We start from the raw sequence: 16,655 nt of genomic DNA, 5'->3' as shown, positions 1-16,655 counted from the left end.
TGGGCATCCAAGATCAGTCCTTGCTGAAGAAACTCTTTTGTCTCGTGGAAAAAACGGAGGAGTTGGGAATACTCCCTACAGATAAACTTTTTTTGCAGCGCAACAGGCAGACGACTCAGCCGACTCTTCATCTGCTTCATATAACCGTCTTTGTCCCAGACAATATCCGCTCTCCAAAGCAACGCAGCCAGACGTTCATCCAGACCGCTAACCGCCCCTTTTTCAAGCTGCCAGGTACTAATCTGTTGCTCCATGACCACTCGTCCCTGAATGTGCAGACGGCGGATTTTTCCCTCTGCTTGCGGCTGGTTGACCACGACAAGATAAAAGGCGCCATCGCGAAACGGAACCAGCAGATCCGAAACAGGCAAAACCAGCACAGCTTGTACATCCGGGCGCTGCCGCAGCTTATTCAGATACGTTTGCTGACTCTCCTCTCGCTTCATTGCCATGTCAGTGTTCCTCCCTGCCCCTGGGTTGAACTTATGGATTCTACACGATTTGTCCGTTTCCTGCTTGTCAACAGACAAATCCTTTGTATGCTATACTGTATAGTAGGAGGAATGATGATGAAAAAAACTGAACGCCTGAGCAAAATCAAACGCATGCGCACATGGGGTAACTGGAGCATGGTGATCGGCATTTTGCTGATGTATACAGGGTACGCTTTTTTCGGAGGATATCTGGACTTTATACCTTTCCTTGGCAACCTGTTAAAAGGCTCTCACATCTTCATGACGCTGCTTTTGATCATCGGCTTTATTTTGACGATGGGCAGCACCGTCTTGTTTATGATCTCCGGCATGGTATCTACCTCTGCTCCTCAAGTAGAATGTCCTTCGTGCCAAAAAGTAACGAAAATGCTTGGGAAAGAAGATGCCTGTATGTTTTGCGGACAGCCTTTGCGTCTGGAAGACGGGCAGCCCCAGCAAAACCAGACATGATCGATTTCTCATTCGTTCGAGATGCAATAAGCCACCTGCACTTTCCCATTCGGGCAGCAGGTGGCTTCTTTTTTACTGAGCGGTTATAGCGTTTTTCAAGCCTTCCTCGATGGTCGGCCAAATCTCCGGCACTTCGAAGCCTCGCCGCCACGAGGCGACTCCAGCCAAATCGTATTTCTTCACTAACTCCATCCGCTTTGCCATGGACGAGACGTCCTCCAACCACATCTTGTAGACATTCCCGTCTTTGGGATCGCGGTATTCCACATACTGCTGACCAGATGCTTTATCCAGGACCGGAGTCAGCTTTCGCTCCGCTATCCACTCCTGCGCTCTCGGCATGGACAGCGCCTTGGAGCTTACCTTGACTGTTCCGTCAGCCTGCTTGGCTTCTGTCCACAATCTTGTGTAAAAAGGAACACCCAAAAGCAGCTTTTCGTTCGGCACTTCTTCCAATACTCCTTGCAAGCCTGCTTCGACCCATGGCAATGACGCCACCGAGCCTGCTTTCGGGCTTGCCGCCCAATGCTCATCGTAGGTCATGACAGCCATGTAGTCGACGACTTCGGCCAATGCTTTGCGATCCAGAAACATCGACCACGTCTTGGCGTTGGACTTGATTGTCACATCGATGGAAACGGTTAGTCCTTGCTGATGCAAGTAAGGCGTCAGCTCGCGGACAAACTGGACGAGCCGCTCCTTGTCCTCATAATACACGTTTTCAAAGTCGATGTTGATGCCGTCCAAATCATACAAGTGGGCATAGTGGATCAACTGGACAATCAGCTTGTCTCGCTTGTCGTAGCTGCCGAGAACGGATTGGGTCCAGTCCGGGTTGAAGCCGTTCGTGACCAGCCCCCACACTTGGTAGCCGCGCTTATGCGCCCATTTTACATACGCCGAGTCCGCTCGGTTTATAAGCGTTCCTTCTGCATCTTTCAATTCAAACCAGGTAGGTGCGATCACATTGACGCCAGGCAGCGTCTCGATCTGGGCGACATTCGGATTTTTGCTGACGACGTGCTCCCAAACCATGTTCACCTTTTGCCCATCAGGCTTCCATGCGACTTGCTCGCCAGAAGACCCGGCATGCTGCAAGCTGACCTTTCGCTTTCCGGACATCTCAACGCTTTTCTCCGGAAGAAAGCCTGCAATCCCGGATGCTGTCAACACGCGGTAATAGCCTTCCTGTTCTCCGAGAACATCAACTGTATCCCCGGAGGATAGCTCGCTTACGATCGGTGTCCGGTGAGAGGCTCCAACACGGACGAGCTGCTTTTCCTCTCCACCGATCACATGCGCCTGCTCGATCTCGTACCCTTCCTGCTCTACAAGGAGCACGCCTGTATCGGCTTTTCGCTCGAAGGCAAACGGATACAGCTTGGTGAGCGGATCAAGCGGCACATAGCGCTTTCCTTCCACTTCCTTCACGGGCACCTGCAAATTGACTGGCTGCTTGTTCAGATGAGCTACGACTTCCCCGCTCTCCATCCGCAAAACTTTGTCCTTCGTCGTCACGATTACAGAACGGGTAGGCTCATCCCAAAAGATCGCCGGGTCGATTTTCTCTTTAATGAAATCAAAAGGAAGCAAGATTTGCTCCCCGTCGAGCAAGTAAGTGGCATCCATGCGCTTTCCTTCAAAGACGATGACATCTTTGGCGCCGTCGTACGGCTGCACATGTTCCGTTGATGCCCGCAGCACGAAAAACCAGTAAATGCTCCCAAAGATGGCGAGCAAGAAAAACATCAGCATGAAAAGTCTGCGCAGCGCTCTTCCCCTTCTGCGTCTGGGACGAGGTACTGTATTAAGCTGCATGCTCACGGTTATACCCTCCTCCCAACCAACGGGCTTTCGCCACGGTTCCGATCATCTGTATCATTCCTGCAATATTTCGATCATAGCCTTGGTTCAAACGATTCACAACCTTTTGTATACTGGAAAACGCAGGACGAGCCGTTCTCCCTCCAAAAAAAGACGTTTGAAACAGCCAAAACGTTACACATTTCAACAGAAAAACACCTTCTGCCTCAACTCTTCGACATTCGTTGAGGCAAAAGGTGTTCATCCACATAACTCAATTTAGGGTACTCTTTTGACAGGACTCGCAGACGCCATATACTTCCATCCGATGGCCGGTGACTTTGAACCCGATATCTCTCGCCGCAGCCTCTTCCGCCTCCCGCAAGTACGGGAAATGGAAGTCCCGGATCGCCCCACAGCTAGAGCAGATCGCGTGGTAATGGTCTTCTTCCACATTGGCATCGAAGCGGCTGGAAGCATCCCCGTAGGTCAGCTCAATTACCAAACCCGCATCTTTAAAAACCCTGAGGTTGTTGTAAATCGTCGCGACGCTCATATTGGGGAATTTGCCTTCGAGAGCTTTGTATATTTCGTCAGCCGTCGGGTGAGTCATCGTCTCCAGCAAATAGGTTAAGATTGCATGGCGTTGAGGTGTCATCCGAACCCCGGTGTTTTTGAGGATTTCTACAGCTTTTTCTACACGCTGTGCCATATTGTCACACCCCACAGTCTTCGCAAGACAAAAGATCAATCAACTCTGTTTGTCATTGATTAGAATTACTTTAAATAAGTGTACGTCTATTCGGCGAAAACTGTCAATATCCATTCCGCCGGATTGCGGAGAAAGAAATGGAAATCAAGCTTTTGCTGCCTTTTTCGCTTCGGTCAAAGCGTATTTGCACATGGATTGCAATTGGCATTGATCGCATTTCGGATTGCGCGCCGTGCACACTCTTCTCCCGTGCCAAATCAGCCAATGATGCGCATCCGACCATTTTTCGCGCGGAATCTTCTTCATCAGCTGGCGCTCTACTTCGTCCACATTGTCGCTCTTGGCAAGGCCCAGGCGATTCCCGACACGAAACACATGGGTATCGACCGCAATCGCCGGAACACCGTACGCATTGGAGAGTACGACGTTGGCCGTTTTTCTACCTACTCCCGGCAACGCCTCCAGCTCGGCGTGCGTTCGCGGCACCTCTCCATTGTACTTTTCGTACAAGATTCTACAGGTCTCCAAAATGTTTTTACTCTTATTCTTGTACAAGCCCAGCCCTCTTATATGCTCTTCCATTTCTTCCTGCGTCAGATGCAAATAGTGTTCCGGCTGGTTCAGCTGTTTGAACATCGGTTCTGTAATTTCATTCACCCGCTTATCCGTGCACTGCGCCGAAAGAATCGTGGCGATCAAAAGCTCAAACGGGGTTGTATAATTCAACTCGCAGTGTGCATCCGGGTACATCTGCTGAAGTGTGTCCAGAATGTCTGCAACGGGTACTTTGCGTTGTGCCATAAATATATCCCCCCTTTTTCCTACATTATACCGATCTTGAACAGCTCGGCAATCGTCGCAAGCCATGGAAAGCAGTTCGTGACCTGATGTACAATAAGCTTGGAATCATTTAACAGGGGGCGATATGAATGAAAGTTTTCCTGACAGGAGCTACCGGCTTTGTCGGCAAAGGCGTGCTGGATCGTCTGATTGCAGAAGGCTACGATACCGTTTGCTTGTCCCGGCCAGGTCGGGCAGATTCAAAAGGCAAACTGCTCCCTGAGGTGACTGGTCCTGGAAGCGTGACGGAAGTGGCTGGGGATATACTGGACGCTGAATCGCTGAAAACAGCCATGGCAGGCTGCGACGCCGTCATTCACCTGGTCGGAATTATTCGCGAGCAGCCGGGAAAAGGAATCACTTTTTCGCGGATTCACGTCGACGGCACGCGCAACGTACTGGAAGCAGCCAAACTGCATGGCGTAAAACGCTTCGTCCACATGAGCGCACTCGGTTCAAGAGAAAACGCGACGAGCCAGTACCATCTTACGAAATACAAAGCGGAGCAACTTGTCAAAGCAAGCGGCATCCCTTACGTCATTTTTCAGCCATCGGTCATTTTCGGGCCTGGCGACGAGTTTGTAAACATGCTGGCCGATCTTGTTCGCATGCCAGTCACTCCTGTGCTCGGAAACGGCTCTTACCTGTTGCAGCCTGTAGCGCGAAAAACAGTAGCGGACGTCTTTGTCCAAGCCTTGAACCATCGCGAGGCAACCAATCAGACGTACGAAACAGGCGGGCCTGCTCCCGTCTCCTATGAACAAATTCTCGATACGATCGGCGAGGTGCTCGGCAAGCAAAAAGTGCGCAAAATCCACATCCCGCTCGCCTTCATGAAACCAGTCATCAACGCAATGGAGGGCTTCTCCTTTTTTCCGATAACCAACACCCAGCTGACGATGCTGCTCGAAGGCAATGCCTGCCGGGACGCCGAACGGCTGTACGACACGTTTTCCACAGAAAAAATCGCCTTTCGCCCGGGAATCTCCACCTATCTTTCATAACGATCCGCCAAAAAGCAAAAGCCCCTGAAAAATCAGGGACTTTTGTTTATTCATGCAGTGTTTTCTCCACAGAACCCGTCTCTTTGTTCACGTGACGGGCGACGACGAACAGATAGTCAGACAGGCGGTTGAGATATTTGACCACCGACGGATTCACCTGTTCCTGCTGGGCAACGTGGACGGCTTTTCGCTCTGCGCGTCTCACCATCGTGCGGGCGACATGGAAGGCAGCAGCAGCGGGATGTCCTCCCGGCAAAATAAAGTTCGTGAGCGGCGGCAGACTGGCATCCAACTGGTCAATCTGCCCCTCCAGGAACGTAACATCATCCTCTGCAATCGGCCAGCCGACCTTTTTCCCTTCCGGCGTGGCAAGTTCTGCCCCTACGTGGAACAGCTTGGTTTGAATGATGTGGAAAACATCCTGCAGCTCTTGCCACGCATCGGACGCAGGCAACAAGGACAAGGCAAGCCCGATCTGGGAGTTGGCCTCGTCGCACGTTCCATACGCCTCGACGCGATCTGCAAACTTGGGCACGCGCACTCCCGCTACCAATGAAGTTTCGCCTTTGTCTCCCGATTTCGTATAAATCTTCATTCCGATCCCCGCCTTCATTGGTTTTTGTCTGGAACAAGTAAGCTACACAGACTCACAAACGACAATCAGCTCCGTACTGCTCGCATCAAAAGGCGCTCTGGCAAACGTTCCGTACCGTTTGGTCACTTTCAGTCCGTTCAACCGCAACAAGTGATGAAATTCGGACGGATAAATGTAGCGCAAGGCAAAACGTCCCTTCAGCCGCTCGGTTACCACTCCGTTTGCATCTGTGCGCTCGTAGATGCGGGTCACTTCGCACAACTGCTGGAAGTGATCGTAGCGGGTGTAGTCCCACATCGACAGTTCTTCTCCCGAAGGCAACATCTGTGTGCCGCGCAGGGACATCTTTTCATTTTCTTCGTAAAAATGATTGATCTTCGGTACAAAGACGTTCATGACGAGCTTGCCGCCTGGCGCCAAATGCTTGCGAATACAGGCAAGCGCCTTCATTTGTTCCTGAACGTGCAAGAGATGTAAAAACGAGCGAAACGGGATCATGATCAGCGAAAAGGTTTCCCCCAGCTCGAAGCTGCGCATATCTCCCTGCAACAGCTTCAATCCGGCGCTGACGCCTTGCGCATCTGCTTTTTCCTGCGCCTTTGCCAGCATCTCCTGCGACAGGTCGATCCCCGTAACCTCGATTCCGGCCTGAGCCAGCGGAATCGCAATCCTTCCCGTCCCGCAGGCCAGATCGAGCACTTTTCCGCCAGCTTGCTTCGCTTCTTCCAGATAAAACTCAACATCGCCAGCAAGTCCGCGCTGCATCAGGTCATAGTAATCAGCCCATTGATACATATTGCTCATGCCGCCCTCCTATGCTTGCATGTCCTCGGAAGCCAGGTAAGCCATGACGAGCTTCGCTGTATTGTCGAGCGCTTCTGTATGCGTGCGCTCATGGGAGTGGGAGGCATCCACGCCAGGACCGATCAAGCCGTGAACAATGTCGTATCCGGCCCTGAGCGCCGCGCTCGCGTCTGATCCGTAGAACGGATAAATGTCTACCGCGTAATTCAGTCCATTTTGCTGCGCCAAACGTGTCAAGTGGCTGCGCAATCCGTAATGGTACGGCCCGGAGGAATCCTTCGCGCAAATCGAGACGCAATATTCATCGGTCGTCTGTCCGTCGCCGATCGCGCCCATGTCAACCGCCAAATACTCGACGACGTTGGCCGGAATGCTGGAATTGCCGCCATAACCGATTTCTTCGTTGTTGCTGATGAAAAAGTGGGTTGTATACGGCAGTTGTTGGCCCGTCTCGCGAAGCGCTTTCAACACGCCCAACAGAACGGCAACGCTTGCCTTGTCGTCGATGTGACGCGATTTGATAAAGCCGCTGTCTGTTATCGTCACGCGCGGATCGAACGAAACAAAATCGCCAACCGAAATGCCCAACGCCTGTACTTGCTCGCGGTTTGTCACTTTCTCGTCCAGACGAACTTCCATGTTGGAGTCGGTTCTTTCTGCCTTGCCTGCTTCGCGGCCATAGACGTGAACAGATGCTTTCGTAGACAAAATCGTCCCGGTCACCAGGCGGCCACTCGCTGTTTCCACTGTGCAGTGCTCGCCTTCCACGGCATTGAACTCAAAACCGCCGATCAACGTCAGCTTGAGGCGTCCGTTGCTTTTGATTTCTTTGACCATGGCTCCCAGCGTATCAACGTGCGCCGTCAGCAAACGCGCCTTGTCATCACGCGCTCCCGGCACGGTAGCGACAATCGCTCCCTTGTTCGTCCGTTTGTACTCCACGCCAAGCTGCTCCAGCTCCCCGGCGACCCACGCCATTACTTTTTCTGTGTTACCAGACGGACTCGGGATATTCGCCAATTGGCAAAAAGCTTGAACGACATACTCGGTAGACACACCCATGAGAAAATCCTCCTTTTATGTACTATGACTATGTATTAAACGCCGATTTTAGCTTTGCAGCTCTTCCTTGATAAACTGGAGCACTTCCTGTACGTGCCCTTTTACTTTCACTTTCGGCCACACCTTGGCGATGTTGCCTTCCTTGTCGATCACAAAAGTGCTCCGCTCAATTCCCATGTACTCGCGGCCGTACATTTTTTTCAGCACCCAAACGCCGTACGCCTCCGCAACTTCATGCTCCGGATCGGTCAAAAGCACAAACGGCAGCTCGTGCTTCGCAATAAACTTGTCATGCGACTTCACGGAATCCGGGCTGATTCCGAGCACGACAGTGTCCAGCTCCGCGAACATCGGGTGATAGTCTCTAAAATCGCACGCTTCGGTCGTGCAGCCCGGCGTCATGTCTTTTGGATAAAAATAAAGCACGACATTTTTTCCGCGGTATTGCGAAAGCGAAATCGTCTGTTCATTGTTTGCCTGCAAAGTAAATAAAGGCGCGGCTTGTCCGGTTTCGATCATGCTCATCCCCCCGTAAAAATCACTGGTTTCATTTTACCACAAGCTTACAGGTACTTCATCCGCATATACGTTGCGCTTTCTAGCAGAAAACGATAGAATTAATTAAGAAAAATAAAAAAATGGCCTAGTCAGTTGGATGGTGAGAATTGGCATGAAAGAGTTTTTTGAAGTAACGGATCCAGAAGCGCTTAAATCCCTTGCCATAGCAGAACGGGTTAAGATTCTAGAACTCTTCGAGGATTTGGAGCCGCGTACGGCCAAACAAATCGCTACGGAACTAGGCGAAAATGCTGCACGTCTTCACTACCACGTGAAGGAACTTGTGCGTGTTGGTTTGCTCGAACAAGTAGATACCCGCGTCAAAGGTTCCATCGTGGAGAAATACTACGAGCCAGTCGCCAAGGTGATTCAGGTTAAGCTTCAGCTTATGATTGAAGAAAATGCACAGCAATTGAGTGACGTCATGTTCACTCCGTTTCGCACCACAGAAAAGGATCTCATGAGGACACTCAATCGTTTCGTTGCAAGCGATCAGGATGTTCGCAAGGAATACCAGAATACTTTTGCTTTCAACCTGACTGAATTTTATTTGAGCCAGGAAGAACGCAATCAGTTGGTGGACGACATCAGCGACCTGTTGCAAAAGTACAAAGGCTTCAAAAACGAGCAAGGCCGCCGCAAGTTCAAGTTTTTCGATGTCTTGTTTCCGCTGACGCCTGCTGAGCCGACAGACGATTCGGAAGAGCAGTTTGAGGAGCAAGACGACCAGAACAAGCCGCTGTAAAGCTGTAAAAAGGAAATCGACCAACACCAGGAAAACCATCAAGAGAGATGGTTTTTCTTTTTTTATTCCAAAGGAGGGGCAGCCATGCGCACGATTTTGTTTGATTTTGACGGTACAGTCGCCGATACGCTCCCACTCATTTTCACGGCCTTTCGCTCTACTTTTCAGCGCTTTTTGCAAGAGCACTACTCCGATGCGCAAATCGTAGCGATGTTTGGTCCAACCGAAACTGGCATTTTGCAAAACAAGCTGCCCGCCCATGAACACGAAGCCGCTCTCGATCATTTTTTCCATGTGTACACGCTTGAGCACGCTCAGGTGCAAAATCCTCCGCAGCTTGCAAAGATGCTTGAACAGTTGCATTCTGCGGGCATTCAGATGGGAGTCGTGACGGGAAAAGGGCGCAGAAGTGCAGATATATCGCTGCGCGAGTGGGGATTGGAAAAGTATTTTTCTGTCGTGATCACAGGCGATGAGGTGACCGAGCCGAAGCCGAAGCCGGAAGGCATTTTCACAGCGCTGAAACAGCTGGGAGCTACAGCCGAGAATGCGATTTTTGTGGGCGACAGCGACGCAGACATCATCGCGGGACGCGCCGCAGGGCTGACTACGGTCGGCGTTGACTGGCTGCTTGTCACCCAGAAGGCCGGGAGCTTCGATCCTGAGCCGGACTATCGCTTTTCTGACGCGCAGGCGTTTGTTGACTGGGTGCTTGGCCGCTGATTGATTCGGGTTGCCTAACCTGCTATTACTTCGTTAATAGACAGTCTTGCATGGCTGAGATTTTTTCATATACGGATTTTGACCGCATAATACGAAGGGGCTGCCTCAAAAGTCGATTGCTCGACGAAGAGACGCCCCCTTGTCATTTTATTGATTTATATTGTTTCGGATTCGTTGCAAAACTTCTTCGGAATCGAGTTGAACGTGAGGAGAAAGCTCCAGAAACTGAGCAGCGCGTTGATCGAGCCACAAGCTTTCCTCCCCTTTGTTATCAGTAGCAACAAAAACAAATCCGCCTGCATAACTAAAGTACATAATGTTGACATTGTCACCAAGATCGTTTTTTATTTTTTCATGAAGGTCAAACAATTCAGGGCCGGTTTTTTCACCACCTGCCATGATTGGCTCCGTATCTGTTGCTATAGCGATACCTTTTACTTCATCACCTTCCATAATAAACGAAAGCTTCTCATCATGCGCAGTCAATAACTCATGAACGTTTGAACCTTTGTATTTGCTGATTTTATCCGCTTCTGACAATAAAGCTCCTGGAATTGAGAAGTCTGACAGCGTAAAATTATTGCTCGATTCGTTCAAAAATTTGTTCTCTTGATTCCGGGCTTGTTCCATTTTCTTGTATGCATTTAGTGCTTCCTTGTTCCCTTGATTGGATGCACCAGCCCAAGTAGCCAATGATATTCCAGCAACTATAACTGCACCGAACAATGTCCAAACATATCTCTTCATACAACTGCCCTCCTTAAATTATTCTGACTCAAAACCATACAATGAGCCAATCCATTCTTGTCTTGAGCTATCCAAGAAAGAGTCATAAGTCATAGTAAAATGTTGACCATCCCATGGGTCCATGTACATTACATACTTCGTGGAGTCGTTTCTATAACCATCAATAAAAATACAAAATATTCACTTTTATGTATATACTTTTTACTCGAATGATAAATTACGTTAATGGAAATACTTTACAACCTGCCCGCACACGCTGACTCCTGTGGATGCAAAAAGGAGTGCTCCGTTACGTACGGGGAGCACTCCCTTGTTTGTTTTGTTTATTAAATGAAACCTTAGTACGAACGGCCAAACCAAACCGTATGCTTCGCCTCTTTGCCGCAGCAAATGCAGACCGATTTTTGCGCAGGCGGTTCAAACGGAATGTTGCGGGACGTGAACTTCGTCTCTTCCTTGACCTTGGACTCACACGCGTCGTCTCCGCACCAGCCTGCGAGCACCCAGCCGCTTGGCGTGTTTTCGTTCTCACATTTTTCGATGTGCGCGGACAGCTGCGCGAGCGTATCGATTTCGAGATGCGAATGGGCTTCCCGGAAGGCCAGCGCTTTTTGGAACATATTTTGCTGGATGTCTTCGAGCAATTGGGCAATCGTCTGCGCAATGCCTTCCAGTGGCACGGTTATTTTCTCTCCGGTATCGCGGCGGGCGAGAATCGCCTGGCCGTTTTCCACGTCGCGCGGCCCAAGCTCCAGGCGCAGCGGCACACCGCGCATCTCCCATTCGTTGAACTTCCAGCCCGGAGTTTCCTCGCGCAAGTCTGCCCGGACGCGAACGCCTGCCGCTTTGATCTCGTCGAACAGCGGATCGAATGCAACCATGACCTGATCGCGCAGCTTCATCGGTCCGACTGGGATCATGATGACCTGAGTCGGTGCCATCCGCGGCGGCAAAGCCAAGCCGCGGTCGTCGCCGTGCACCATGATCATCGAGCCAATCAAGCGGGTAGAGCTGCCCCATGAAGTCGTATGCACGTATTTGAACTGATTGTCGCGATCCAGGAACTTGATCTCAAAGCCGCGCGCAAACTTGTCGCCCAAGTAGTGGGAGGTTCCGGCCTGCACCGCTTTGCCATCCTTCATCATCGCCTCGATGGAGTACGTGTCGACTGCTCCTGCAAAGCGCTCGCTTGGCGTTTTTTGCCCTTTCCATACCGGAATCGCCAGCTCCTGCTCCACAACCTCGCGATAAATCTCCAGCATTTGCATGGTCTCCTGGCGCGCTTCTTCCTCGTTCGCATGGGCGGTATGGCCTTCCTGCCACAAAAATTCTGAAGTACGCAAGAATGGCATGGTGCGCTTTTCCCAGCGGAACACGTTTGCCCACTGGTTAATCAGAATCGGCAAGTCGCGGTAGCTCTGAATCCACTGCGCGTACATATGTCCGATGATCGTCTCCGAAGTCGGGCGCAGGGCAAGCTTTTCCTCCAGCTGCTCTCCTCCCGCTTCCGTCACCCAAGGCAGCTCTGGGTTGAAGCCCTCGATGTGCTCTTTTTCTTTTTGGAAAAAGGACTCGGGAATCAGCATTGGGAAGTAGGCGTTGCGGTGTCCCGTCTCTTTGAATCTTTTGTCCATCGCCTCCTGGATGCGCTCCCACAGCTCGAAGCCATCCGGTTTGAAGACGATGCAGCCGCGCACTGGCGTGTAATCCATCAAATCCGCTTTTTTGATCGCATCGATGTACCAGCGCGAGAAATCTTCCGACTGCGGTGTCATTTCTTTTACGAACGCTTTGTCCTCTTTCATCCTTCTACGCTCCTTTTTTCTTACATGAAAATGCAAAAAATCCCCCATCCCAAAAAAGGGACGGAGGATTCACTTCCGCGGTACCACCCTGATTGACCATGGCACAAGCCATAAGTCCACTCAACAACCCGATAACGGCGGGCAACCGGACCAGCTCGTCGCTGGCGGCTTCAGGATGGGGTGCAGGTACGCCTCGTATCAGCCTTCCAGACTAGGGCCGACTCTCTGGAACCAGGATATAGCTGCGGGTCCTTTCATAGCCTTTTCGCTAAACTGCTTTTTGTTAGGGAATATCTTAGCAAGTCGCGCAGCCGTTGTCAATTTGTGGTTCTGAGGGCAATGCGCGCACCAAGCTTGGCGTAGACCGGATACGCGACCAGCGCGAGCACGACCCCTTTGAACAGGTTGAACGGAACGATACCGACCATGACCAGGGACCAGACGCTGGTTGCGTTGAACATGGCCAACAGCTCTGCCATCGGCATCTGATAAAGAGCGGCGTATGCCGGGAGCAGGACGTACGCATTGGCAACAGCCATGACAATCGTCATCAGCAACGTCCCAAGCGCGAGGCCCGATAAAAAGCCTTTTTTCCCTTGACCGCTGCGTTGCAGAAGGACGGCTGGCAAAATAAAGCTGGCGCCCGCCACGACGTTGGCAAGCTCTCCGATCAACAATCCGTCTGTATTTTTAAAGAGCATGTGCAATGTATTTTTCAAAACTTCGATGATGATGCCGGCTACAGGGCCGTACATGAGTCCGCCGATCAGCGCTGGCAACGTACTGAAATCAAGCTTCAAAAAGCTCGGCATCAGCGGAACGGGAACCTCCAAATACTGCAAGATAAAAGCAACGGCTGCCAGCATCGGAATCGTCACGATCCGCTGGGTTGCTCTGCGCGATGTGTGCAGGGCTGTTTCTTTCATGTGTACCATCTCCTCGTTTTTTCTCCTTCTGAGGAATGGCAACAGCGGTCTTGCCCACACGTGCCAAAATGTCTACGCTTTTGCAAACATAAAAATACCCTGAGAATAATTCTCAGGGCAGCTTACAGGCGTATGACAAAGCATGTGCAATAAATACAGGTTCAAGAAACAACGAGGCGGCTCATCATGCATGCCTCATCGCATCTGTCCTGCCAGCACAGGCAAACAAGCACGTGTGTGGTAAACGTACTGTCGTCATCCTTCTCCCATCCAGACTGTACTGTCGGCTCTGGAATCTCACCAGATCCTGCACTCCGTCGCTGTCAACAGCTCGGGAGGCTCGCGGGCTTGACGTGCTGATTGCACCATCACCGCCGGTCGGGAATTTCACCCTGCCCTGAAGGAATTGTGTAGTTGTATACAGCATATTATACTGCGCTTTTTCGATTTGACAATAGACGAAACTGTTAAATCGACATTTTATCTTTATTTTCCAATTGATTTAGTTGGATATATTTTTAAAAAAATGGGGCTTCTCAGCCTAAAGTCGCCACGTGCTATAGGTAGTTACCTGGACCAAAAAGAAATAGACCGCCCTTGAGTTGACTGCTCCTCGGCGGTCTATTCTTCACCAAATTTTGAGCCGTCCCCTTTGAGGGAAGCCTCGTTTGTACAGACCAGACCGTTCCGGTAGCCGCCGGACGGTCTTTTTTTCTTTCAAGCTCGTTACCTCTAATATTACCTGCTCCTGCCTACCAAATCGCACCAAAAGTAGCTTCTGCCACTACGACCCCGCTCCCCGATACTTGGTGACGCCCCAGTTCCAGACGAGCAAGCCGATGCCAAAGAAGATGACCGCGACTACCGGAGTAAGTGCTGCGTACGTATACCACACTTCTTTTCGCAAAAAGTAAGCCGCCGGGTAAATCCCGACAAAAGCAAACGGCAACACGTAAGTCAGCACGAAGCGAATCGCCTTGTTGTACACATCCACGGGGTAACGCCCGTACTGCTGGATGTTGTAAATCATCGGGGCAATTCCTGTCCGGGAATCGGAGAAAAAGCTGACAGCGGCAATCGCCGTGTACACCCCGCCGTAAATCAGGGCGCCGCTGATCACAAGCCCGATGAAGATGAACAGGTCGTACCAGTAAAACGTCAAATCGAGCTGAAAAGCAGCATAGCCCATGATGATCAGCCCTGTGATGACGCCGAAAATCCGGTCCGGTGCGATCGACTCCAGACAGACCTGTGCCAGATTGTGGATCGGCCTGGTCAAGATGCGGTCCATTTCGCCCCGGATAATATAGCGTTCGTTGAAGTCCCAAAACCCGAAAAACATCGAGAATAAGGCATACGGCACCAAAAAGAAACCGTAAATGAAAATGATTTCGTCCCGCGTCCATTCCTTCATCAACGGCACATGCGTGAAGACGACGATGATGAACACCAGATTGATCAGCTCGGAAATCAAGTTGGACACAAAATCCCCGAGAAAGTCAGCCCGATAGGCAAGTCTCGTCTTGAAATACTGGCCCAGGTAGTCGGCGAAAATACCGAAAATGTGTTTGACGTTTTGCATATGCTACCCCCCTTGCACGACCAGCCGATTTCGGGCCATGCGCCACAAAATCAGAATCGGAACCAGAATAACAACCATCCAGATCGCCTGGAAGCCGATCAACTCCCAGGAACGCCCCGGAGTAATCGCCCCTGTGAAAATCAGGCTCGGATAGTAGTTGACGGCCTGGAATGGCAAAAAGCCCATAACCGTTTGCGCCCAGCCCGGGAAAAAGCTGATCGGCAGCACCAGGCCCGACATCAAATCAACGACGACACGCTTCGCCCGCATCATCCCGTCGTTGCGGAACAGGAAAAAGGTGAACAGCCCCGTCAGCAGGTTGATTTGCGTGTTGATCAAAAAAGCAAACATGAGACTGATCAAATACAATCCCCAGCCAGTCGCTGTCGCGGGAAAATGAAACGGGATAATCAGGCTGATGAGAAAAATTCCTGGCCCTGCGAAAAACAGGAAGCGGAATATCCCTTCCCCAAATGCTTGCGCTGTCTTGACCGACAAGTAATTGTAAGGGCGGATCATCTCGATCGCGACCTTACCCTCCCGTACGTCCTGGGCAATTTCCGTATCGATGTTGTTGAAGTAAAAGGCGCGCGACATCCAGGCAATCGCGACGTAGGAAGTCATTTGCTCGACCGACAGGCCGCCAAGCTGCTGCTGGCCGCCGTAGATTGCGCCCCACAAAAAGTAGTACGCTCCGATGTTGATCGCGTAAATAATGATCCCGCTGTAGTAATTCACCCGGTAAGCGAGCATGGTCAAAAAGCGCATGCGGATCAGTTCCATGTAGAGCTTATGCATGGCCCCGCACCCCTGTATCCACCTGGTAAATGTTGCGGACAATATCTTCTGTGCTCGTCTCCATGATTTTTACGTCGCTGACCTCGAACGTCGACATGACCGTTGACAGGACAAACGGCAGCATTTCCTGGCTCTGCGGCACTTTCACACTGATTGTATATTCGTTTACCTGGGAAATTTCGCACGGCATCTCGCCAAGCGTCTTGCGCAGCTCGTCGGCGGGTGTGCGCTTTTTCATCTGGAAAGACACCTCTGTGCCATTGCCCCACTTTTCCTTCAGGTCACTGAGCAGGCCGTCAAAAATCAGCTTGCCTTTGTCCATGACCAGCACCCGCTTACAGAGCGCTTCAATATCGGAAACGTCGTGGGTCGTGAGCAGGATGGTCATGTTTTCCGTTTCGTTCAGATTGCGCAAAAACTCGCGAATTTTTTGCTTCACCAAGACGTCCAGCCCGACTGTCGGCTCGTCGAGGAACAACAGGCGCGGCTTGTGAATCAATGACGCCGCTACCTCGCAGCGCATCCGTTGACCCAAACTCAGCTTGCGCACAGGCTGGCTGACAAACGAGTTGATCTCCAGCTCCTCGATCAAGCGGTCGAGCCACTTATCTCCCTCTGTCCCGTCGACCTTGTAGACGCTTTTCAGCAAACGGAACGACTCCATGGGCGACAAATCCCACCAGAGCTGTGAACGCTGTCCGAATACGACACCGATGGAGCGCACGTATTCCTCGCGCTGTTTGAACGGAACGTAGCCGTTGATGACGATCTCGCCCTCGCTTGGCGTCAAAATGCCCGTCAGCATTTTGATCGTCGTCGATTTCCCGGCGCCATTTTCCCCAATCAAAGCGAACATTTCCCCTTCTTCCACGGTAAAAGAAAGGTCATTCACTGCCTTGACGGTCTTATACTCGCGACTAAACAAATCACGAAAAGCACCCCCGAGACCCGCTCTGGCCTGGTGGATGCGAAACTCCTTTTGCAGGTTCTTCACTTGAATCATGGAT

At 51.2% G+C, this 16,655-nt stretch carries 18 protein-coding genes and 1 riboswitch (1 of these 19 running past the window's edge); of the genes, 4 read left to right on the top strand and 14 right to left on the bottom strand.

What is annotated here, in order from left to right:
* Positions 1-452: the 5' portion of a nucleotidyltransferase-like protein gene (locus HP435_RS05370; protein ID WP_173600099.1), read on the bottom strand. The gene continues 424 nt to the left of window position 1, outside the view; 452 of the gene's 876 nt are visible here — the first part of the coding sequence; the start codon lies at positions 450-452; its stop codon lies beyond the left edge, outside the window.
* Positions 453-569: 117 nt separating this feature from the next.
* Between HP435_RS05370 and HP435_RS05365 the strand changes: the two genes are divergently transcribed.
* The gene (locus HP435_RS05365; RefSeq protein ID WP_005827746.1) at positions 570-944 is read left to right on the top strand and encodes a YgzB family protein; all 375 of its coding nucleotides are present in this window, start codon (positions 570-572) and stop codon (positions 942-944) included.
* A 72-nt stretch (positions 945-1,016) separates the two neighbouring features.
* Here the strand turns inward: HP435_RS05365 and HP435_RS05360 are convergent, their stop codons facing one another.
* From HP435_RS05360 to nth, 3 genes are all read right to left on the bottom strand, one after another.
* Entirely contained in the window at positions 1,017-2,762 is a 1,746-nt protein-coding gene (locus HP435_RS05360) for a glycosyl hydrolase family 18 protein (protein WP_122966362.1), read from the bottom strand.
* Positions 2,763-3,021: 259 nt separating this feature from the next.
* Complete coding sequence (gene perR, locus HP435_RS05355; protein WP_063228727.1) at positions 3,022-3,459, bottom strand: peroxide-responsive transcriptional repressor PerR; 438 nt, start codon at positions 3,457-3,459, stop codon at positions 3,022-3,024.
* Positions 3,460-3,603: 144 nt separating this feature from the next.
* The gene (gene nth / locus HP435_RS05350) at positions 3,604-4,260 is read right to left on the bottom strand and encodes an endonuclease III (RefSeq protein WP_122966122.1); all 657 of its coding nucleotides are present in this window, start codon (positions 4,258-4,260) and stop codon (positions 3,604-3,606) included.
* A 128-nt stretch (positions 4,261-4,388) separates the two neighbouring features.
* On the opposite strand from nth, the gene HP435_RS05345 reads away from it, so the two are divergent.
* The gene (locus HP435_RS05345; RefSeq protein WP_122966123.1) at positions 4,389-5,303 is read left to right on the top strand and encodes a complex I NDUFA9 subunit family protein; all 915 of its coding nucleotides are present in this window, start codon (positions 4,389-4,391) and stop codon (positions 5,301-5,303) included.
* A gap of 46 nt (positions 5,304-5,349) precedes the next feature.
* Here the strand turns inward: HP435_RS05345 and HP435_RS05340 are convergent, their stop codons facing one another.
* From HP435_RS05340 to bcp, 4 genes are read right to left on the bottom strand one after another with little or no spacing between them, the layout of a single operon-like run.
* Positions 5,350-5,898, bottom strand: a complete 549-nt coding sequence (locus HP435_RS05340; RefSeq protein WP_173600100.1) for a cob(I)yrinic acid a,c-diamide adenosyltransferase — start codon at positions 5,896-5,898, stop codon at positions 5,350-5,352.
* Positions 5,899-5,940: 42 nt separating this feature from the next.
* Positions 5,941-6,702, bottom strand: a complete 762-nt coding sequence (locus HP435_RS05335) for a class I SAM-dependent methyltransferase (protein ID WP_173597072.1) — start codon at positions 6,700-6,702, stop codon at positions 5,941-5,943.
* 9 nt (positions 6,703-6,711) lie between these two features.
* Entirely contained in the window at positions 6,712-7,764 is a 1,053-nt protein-coding gene (locus HP435_RS05330; protein ID WP_122966126.1) for a M42 family metallopeptidase, read from the bottom strand.
* A gap of 48 nt (positions 7,765-7,812) precedes the next feature.
* Positions 7,813-8,283: a thioredoxin-dependent thiol peroxidase gene (gene bcp / locus HP435_RS05325; protein WP_173600101.1), complete on the bottom strand. Its 471-nt coding sequence runs from the start codon at positions 8,281-8,283 to the stop codon at positions 7,813-7,815.
* Positions 8,284-8,434: 151 nt separating this feature from the next.
* Between bcp and HP435_RS05320 the strand changes: the two genes are divergently transcribed.
* Both HP435_RS05320 and HP435_RS05315 read left to right on the top strand, forming a co-directional pair.
* Positions 8,435-9,067: an ArsR/SmtB family transcription factor gene (locus tag HP435_RS05320; protein WP_063228734.1), complete on the top strand. Its 633-nt coding sequence runs from the start codon at positions 8,435-8,437 to the stop codon at positions 9,065-9,067.
* Positions 9,068-9,151: 84 nt separating this feature from the next.
* Entirely contained in the window at positions 9,152-9,790 is a 639-nt protein-coding gene (locus HP435_RS05315) for an HAD family hydrolase (RefSeq protein WP_173600102.1), read from the top strand.
* Between the two features lie 147 nt (positions 9,791-9,937).
* On the opposite strand, the gene HP435_RS05310 is transcribed toward HP435_RS05315, so the two are convergent.
* The 6 genes from HP435_RS05310 to HP435_RS05285 all read right to left on the bottom strand — a co-directional run bounded on the left by HP435_RS05310 (position 9,938) and on the right by HP435_RS05285 (position 16,651).
* On the bottom strand, positions 9,938-10,537 hold the full coding sequence (locus HP435_RS05310; protein WP_173600103.1) for a hypothetical protein: 600 nt from the start codon (positions 10,535-10,537) through the stop codon (positions 9,938-9,940).
* A gap of 338 nt (positions 10,538-10,875) precedes the next feature.
* Positions 10,876-12,342, bottom strand: coding sequence for a proline--tRNA ligase (gene proS / locus HP435_RS05305; protein ID WP_173600104.1), 1,467 nt, complete (start codon positions 12,340-12,342; stop codon positions 10,876-10,878).
* Positions 12,343-12,659: 317 nt separating this feature from the next.
* Positions 12,660-13,268 (bottom strand): ECF transporter S component, encoded by a 609-nt coding sequence (locus HP435_RS05300; protein ID WP_122966131.1) that lies wholly within the window; start codon positions 13,266-13,268, stop codon positions 12,660-12,662.
* Between the two features lie 254 nt (positions 13,269-13,522).
* Positions 13,523-13,677, bottom strand: a riboswitch (FMN riboswitch).
* 375 nt (positions 13,678-14,052) lie between these two features.
* A complete protein-coding gene (locus HP435_RS05295) occupies positions 14,053-14,850 on the bottom strand; it encodes an ABC transporter permease (RefSeq protein ID WP_122966132.1) in 798 nt (265 codons plus the stop codon).
* Between the two features lie 3 nt (positions 14,851-14,853).
* Positions 14,854-15,648 carry an ABC transporter permease gene (locus tag HP435_RS05290; RefSeq protein WP_063228740.1) on the bottom strand — a complete coding sequence of 265 codons (795 nt, stop codon included), beginning with the start codon at positions 15,646-15,648 and terminating at the stop codon, positions 14,854-14,856.
* Complete coding sequence (locus HP435_RS05285; RefSeq protein ID WP_063228741.1) at positions 15,641-16,651, bottom strand: ABC transporter ATP-binding protein; 1,011 nt, start codon at positions 16,649-16,651, stop codon at positions 15,641-15,643. Before HP435_RS05285 ends, HP435_RS05290 begins: the two co-directional genes overlap by 8 nt.
* Between the last annotated feature and the right edge of the window lie 4 nt (positions 16,652-16,655).

The organism is Brevibacillus sp. HD3.3A (genome assembly GCF_013284375.2).
In the GTDB taxonomy this organism is placed as follows: domain Bacteria; phylum Bacillota; class Bacilli; order Brevibacillales; family Brevibacillaceae; genus Brevibacillus; species Brevibacillus parabrevis.
This window is presented reverse-complemented; position numbering and strand designations above follow the sequence as displayed.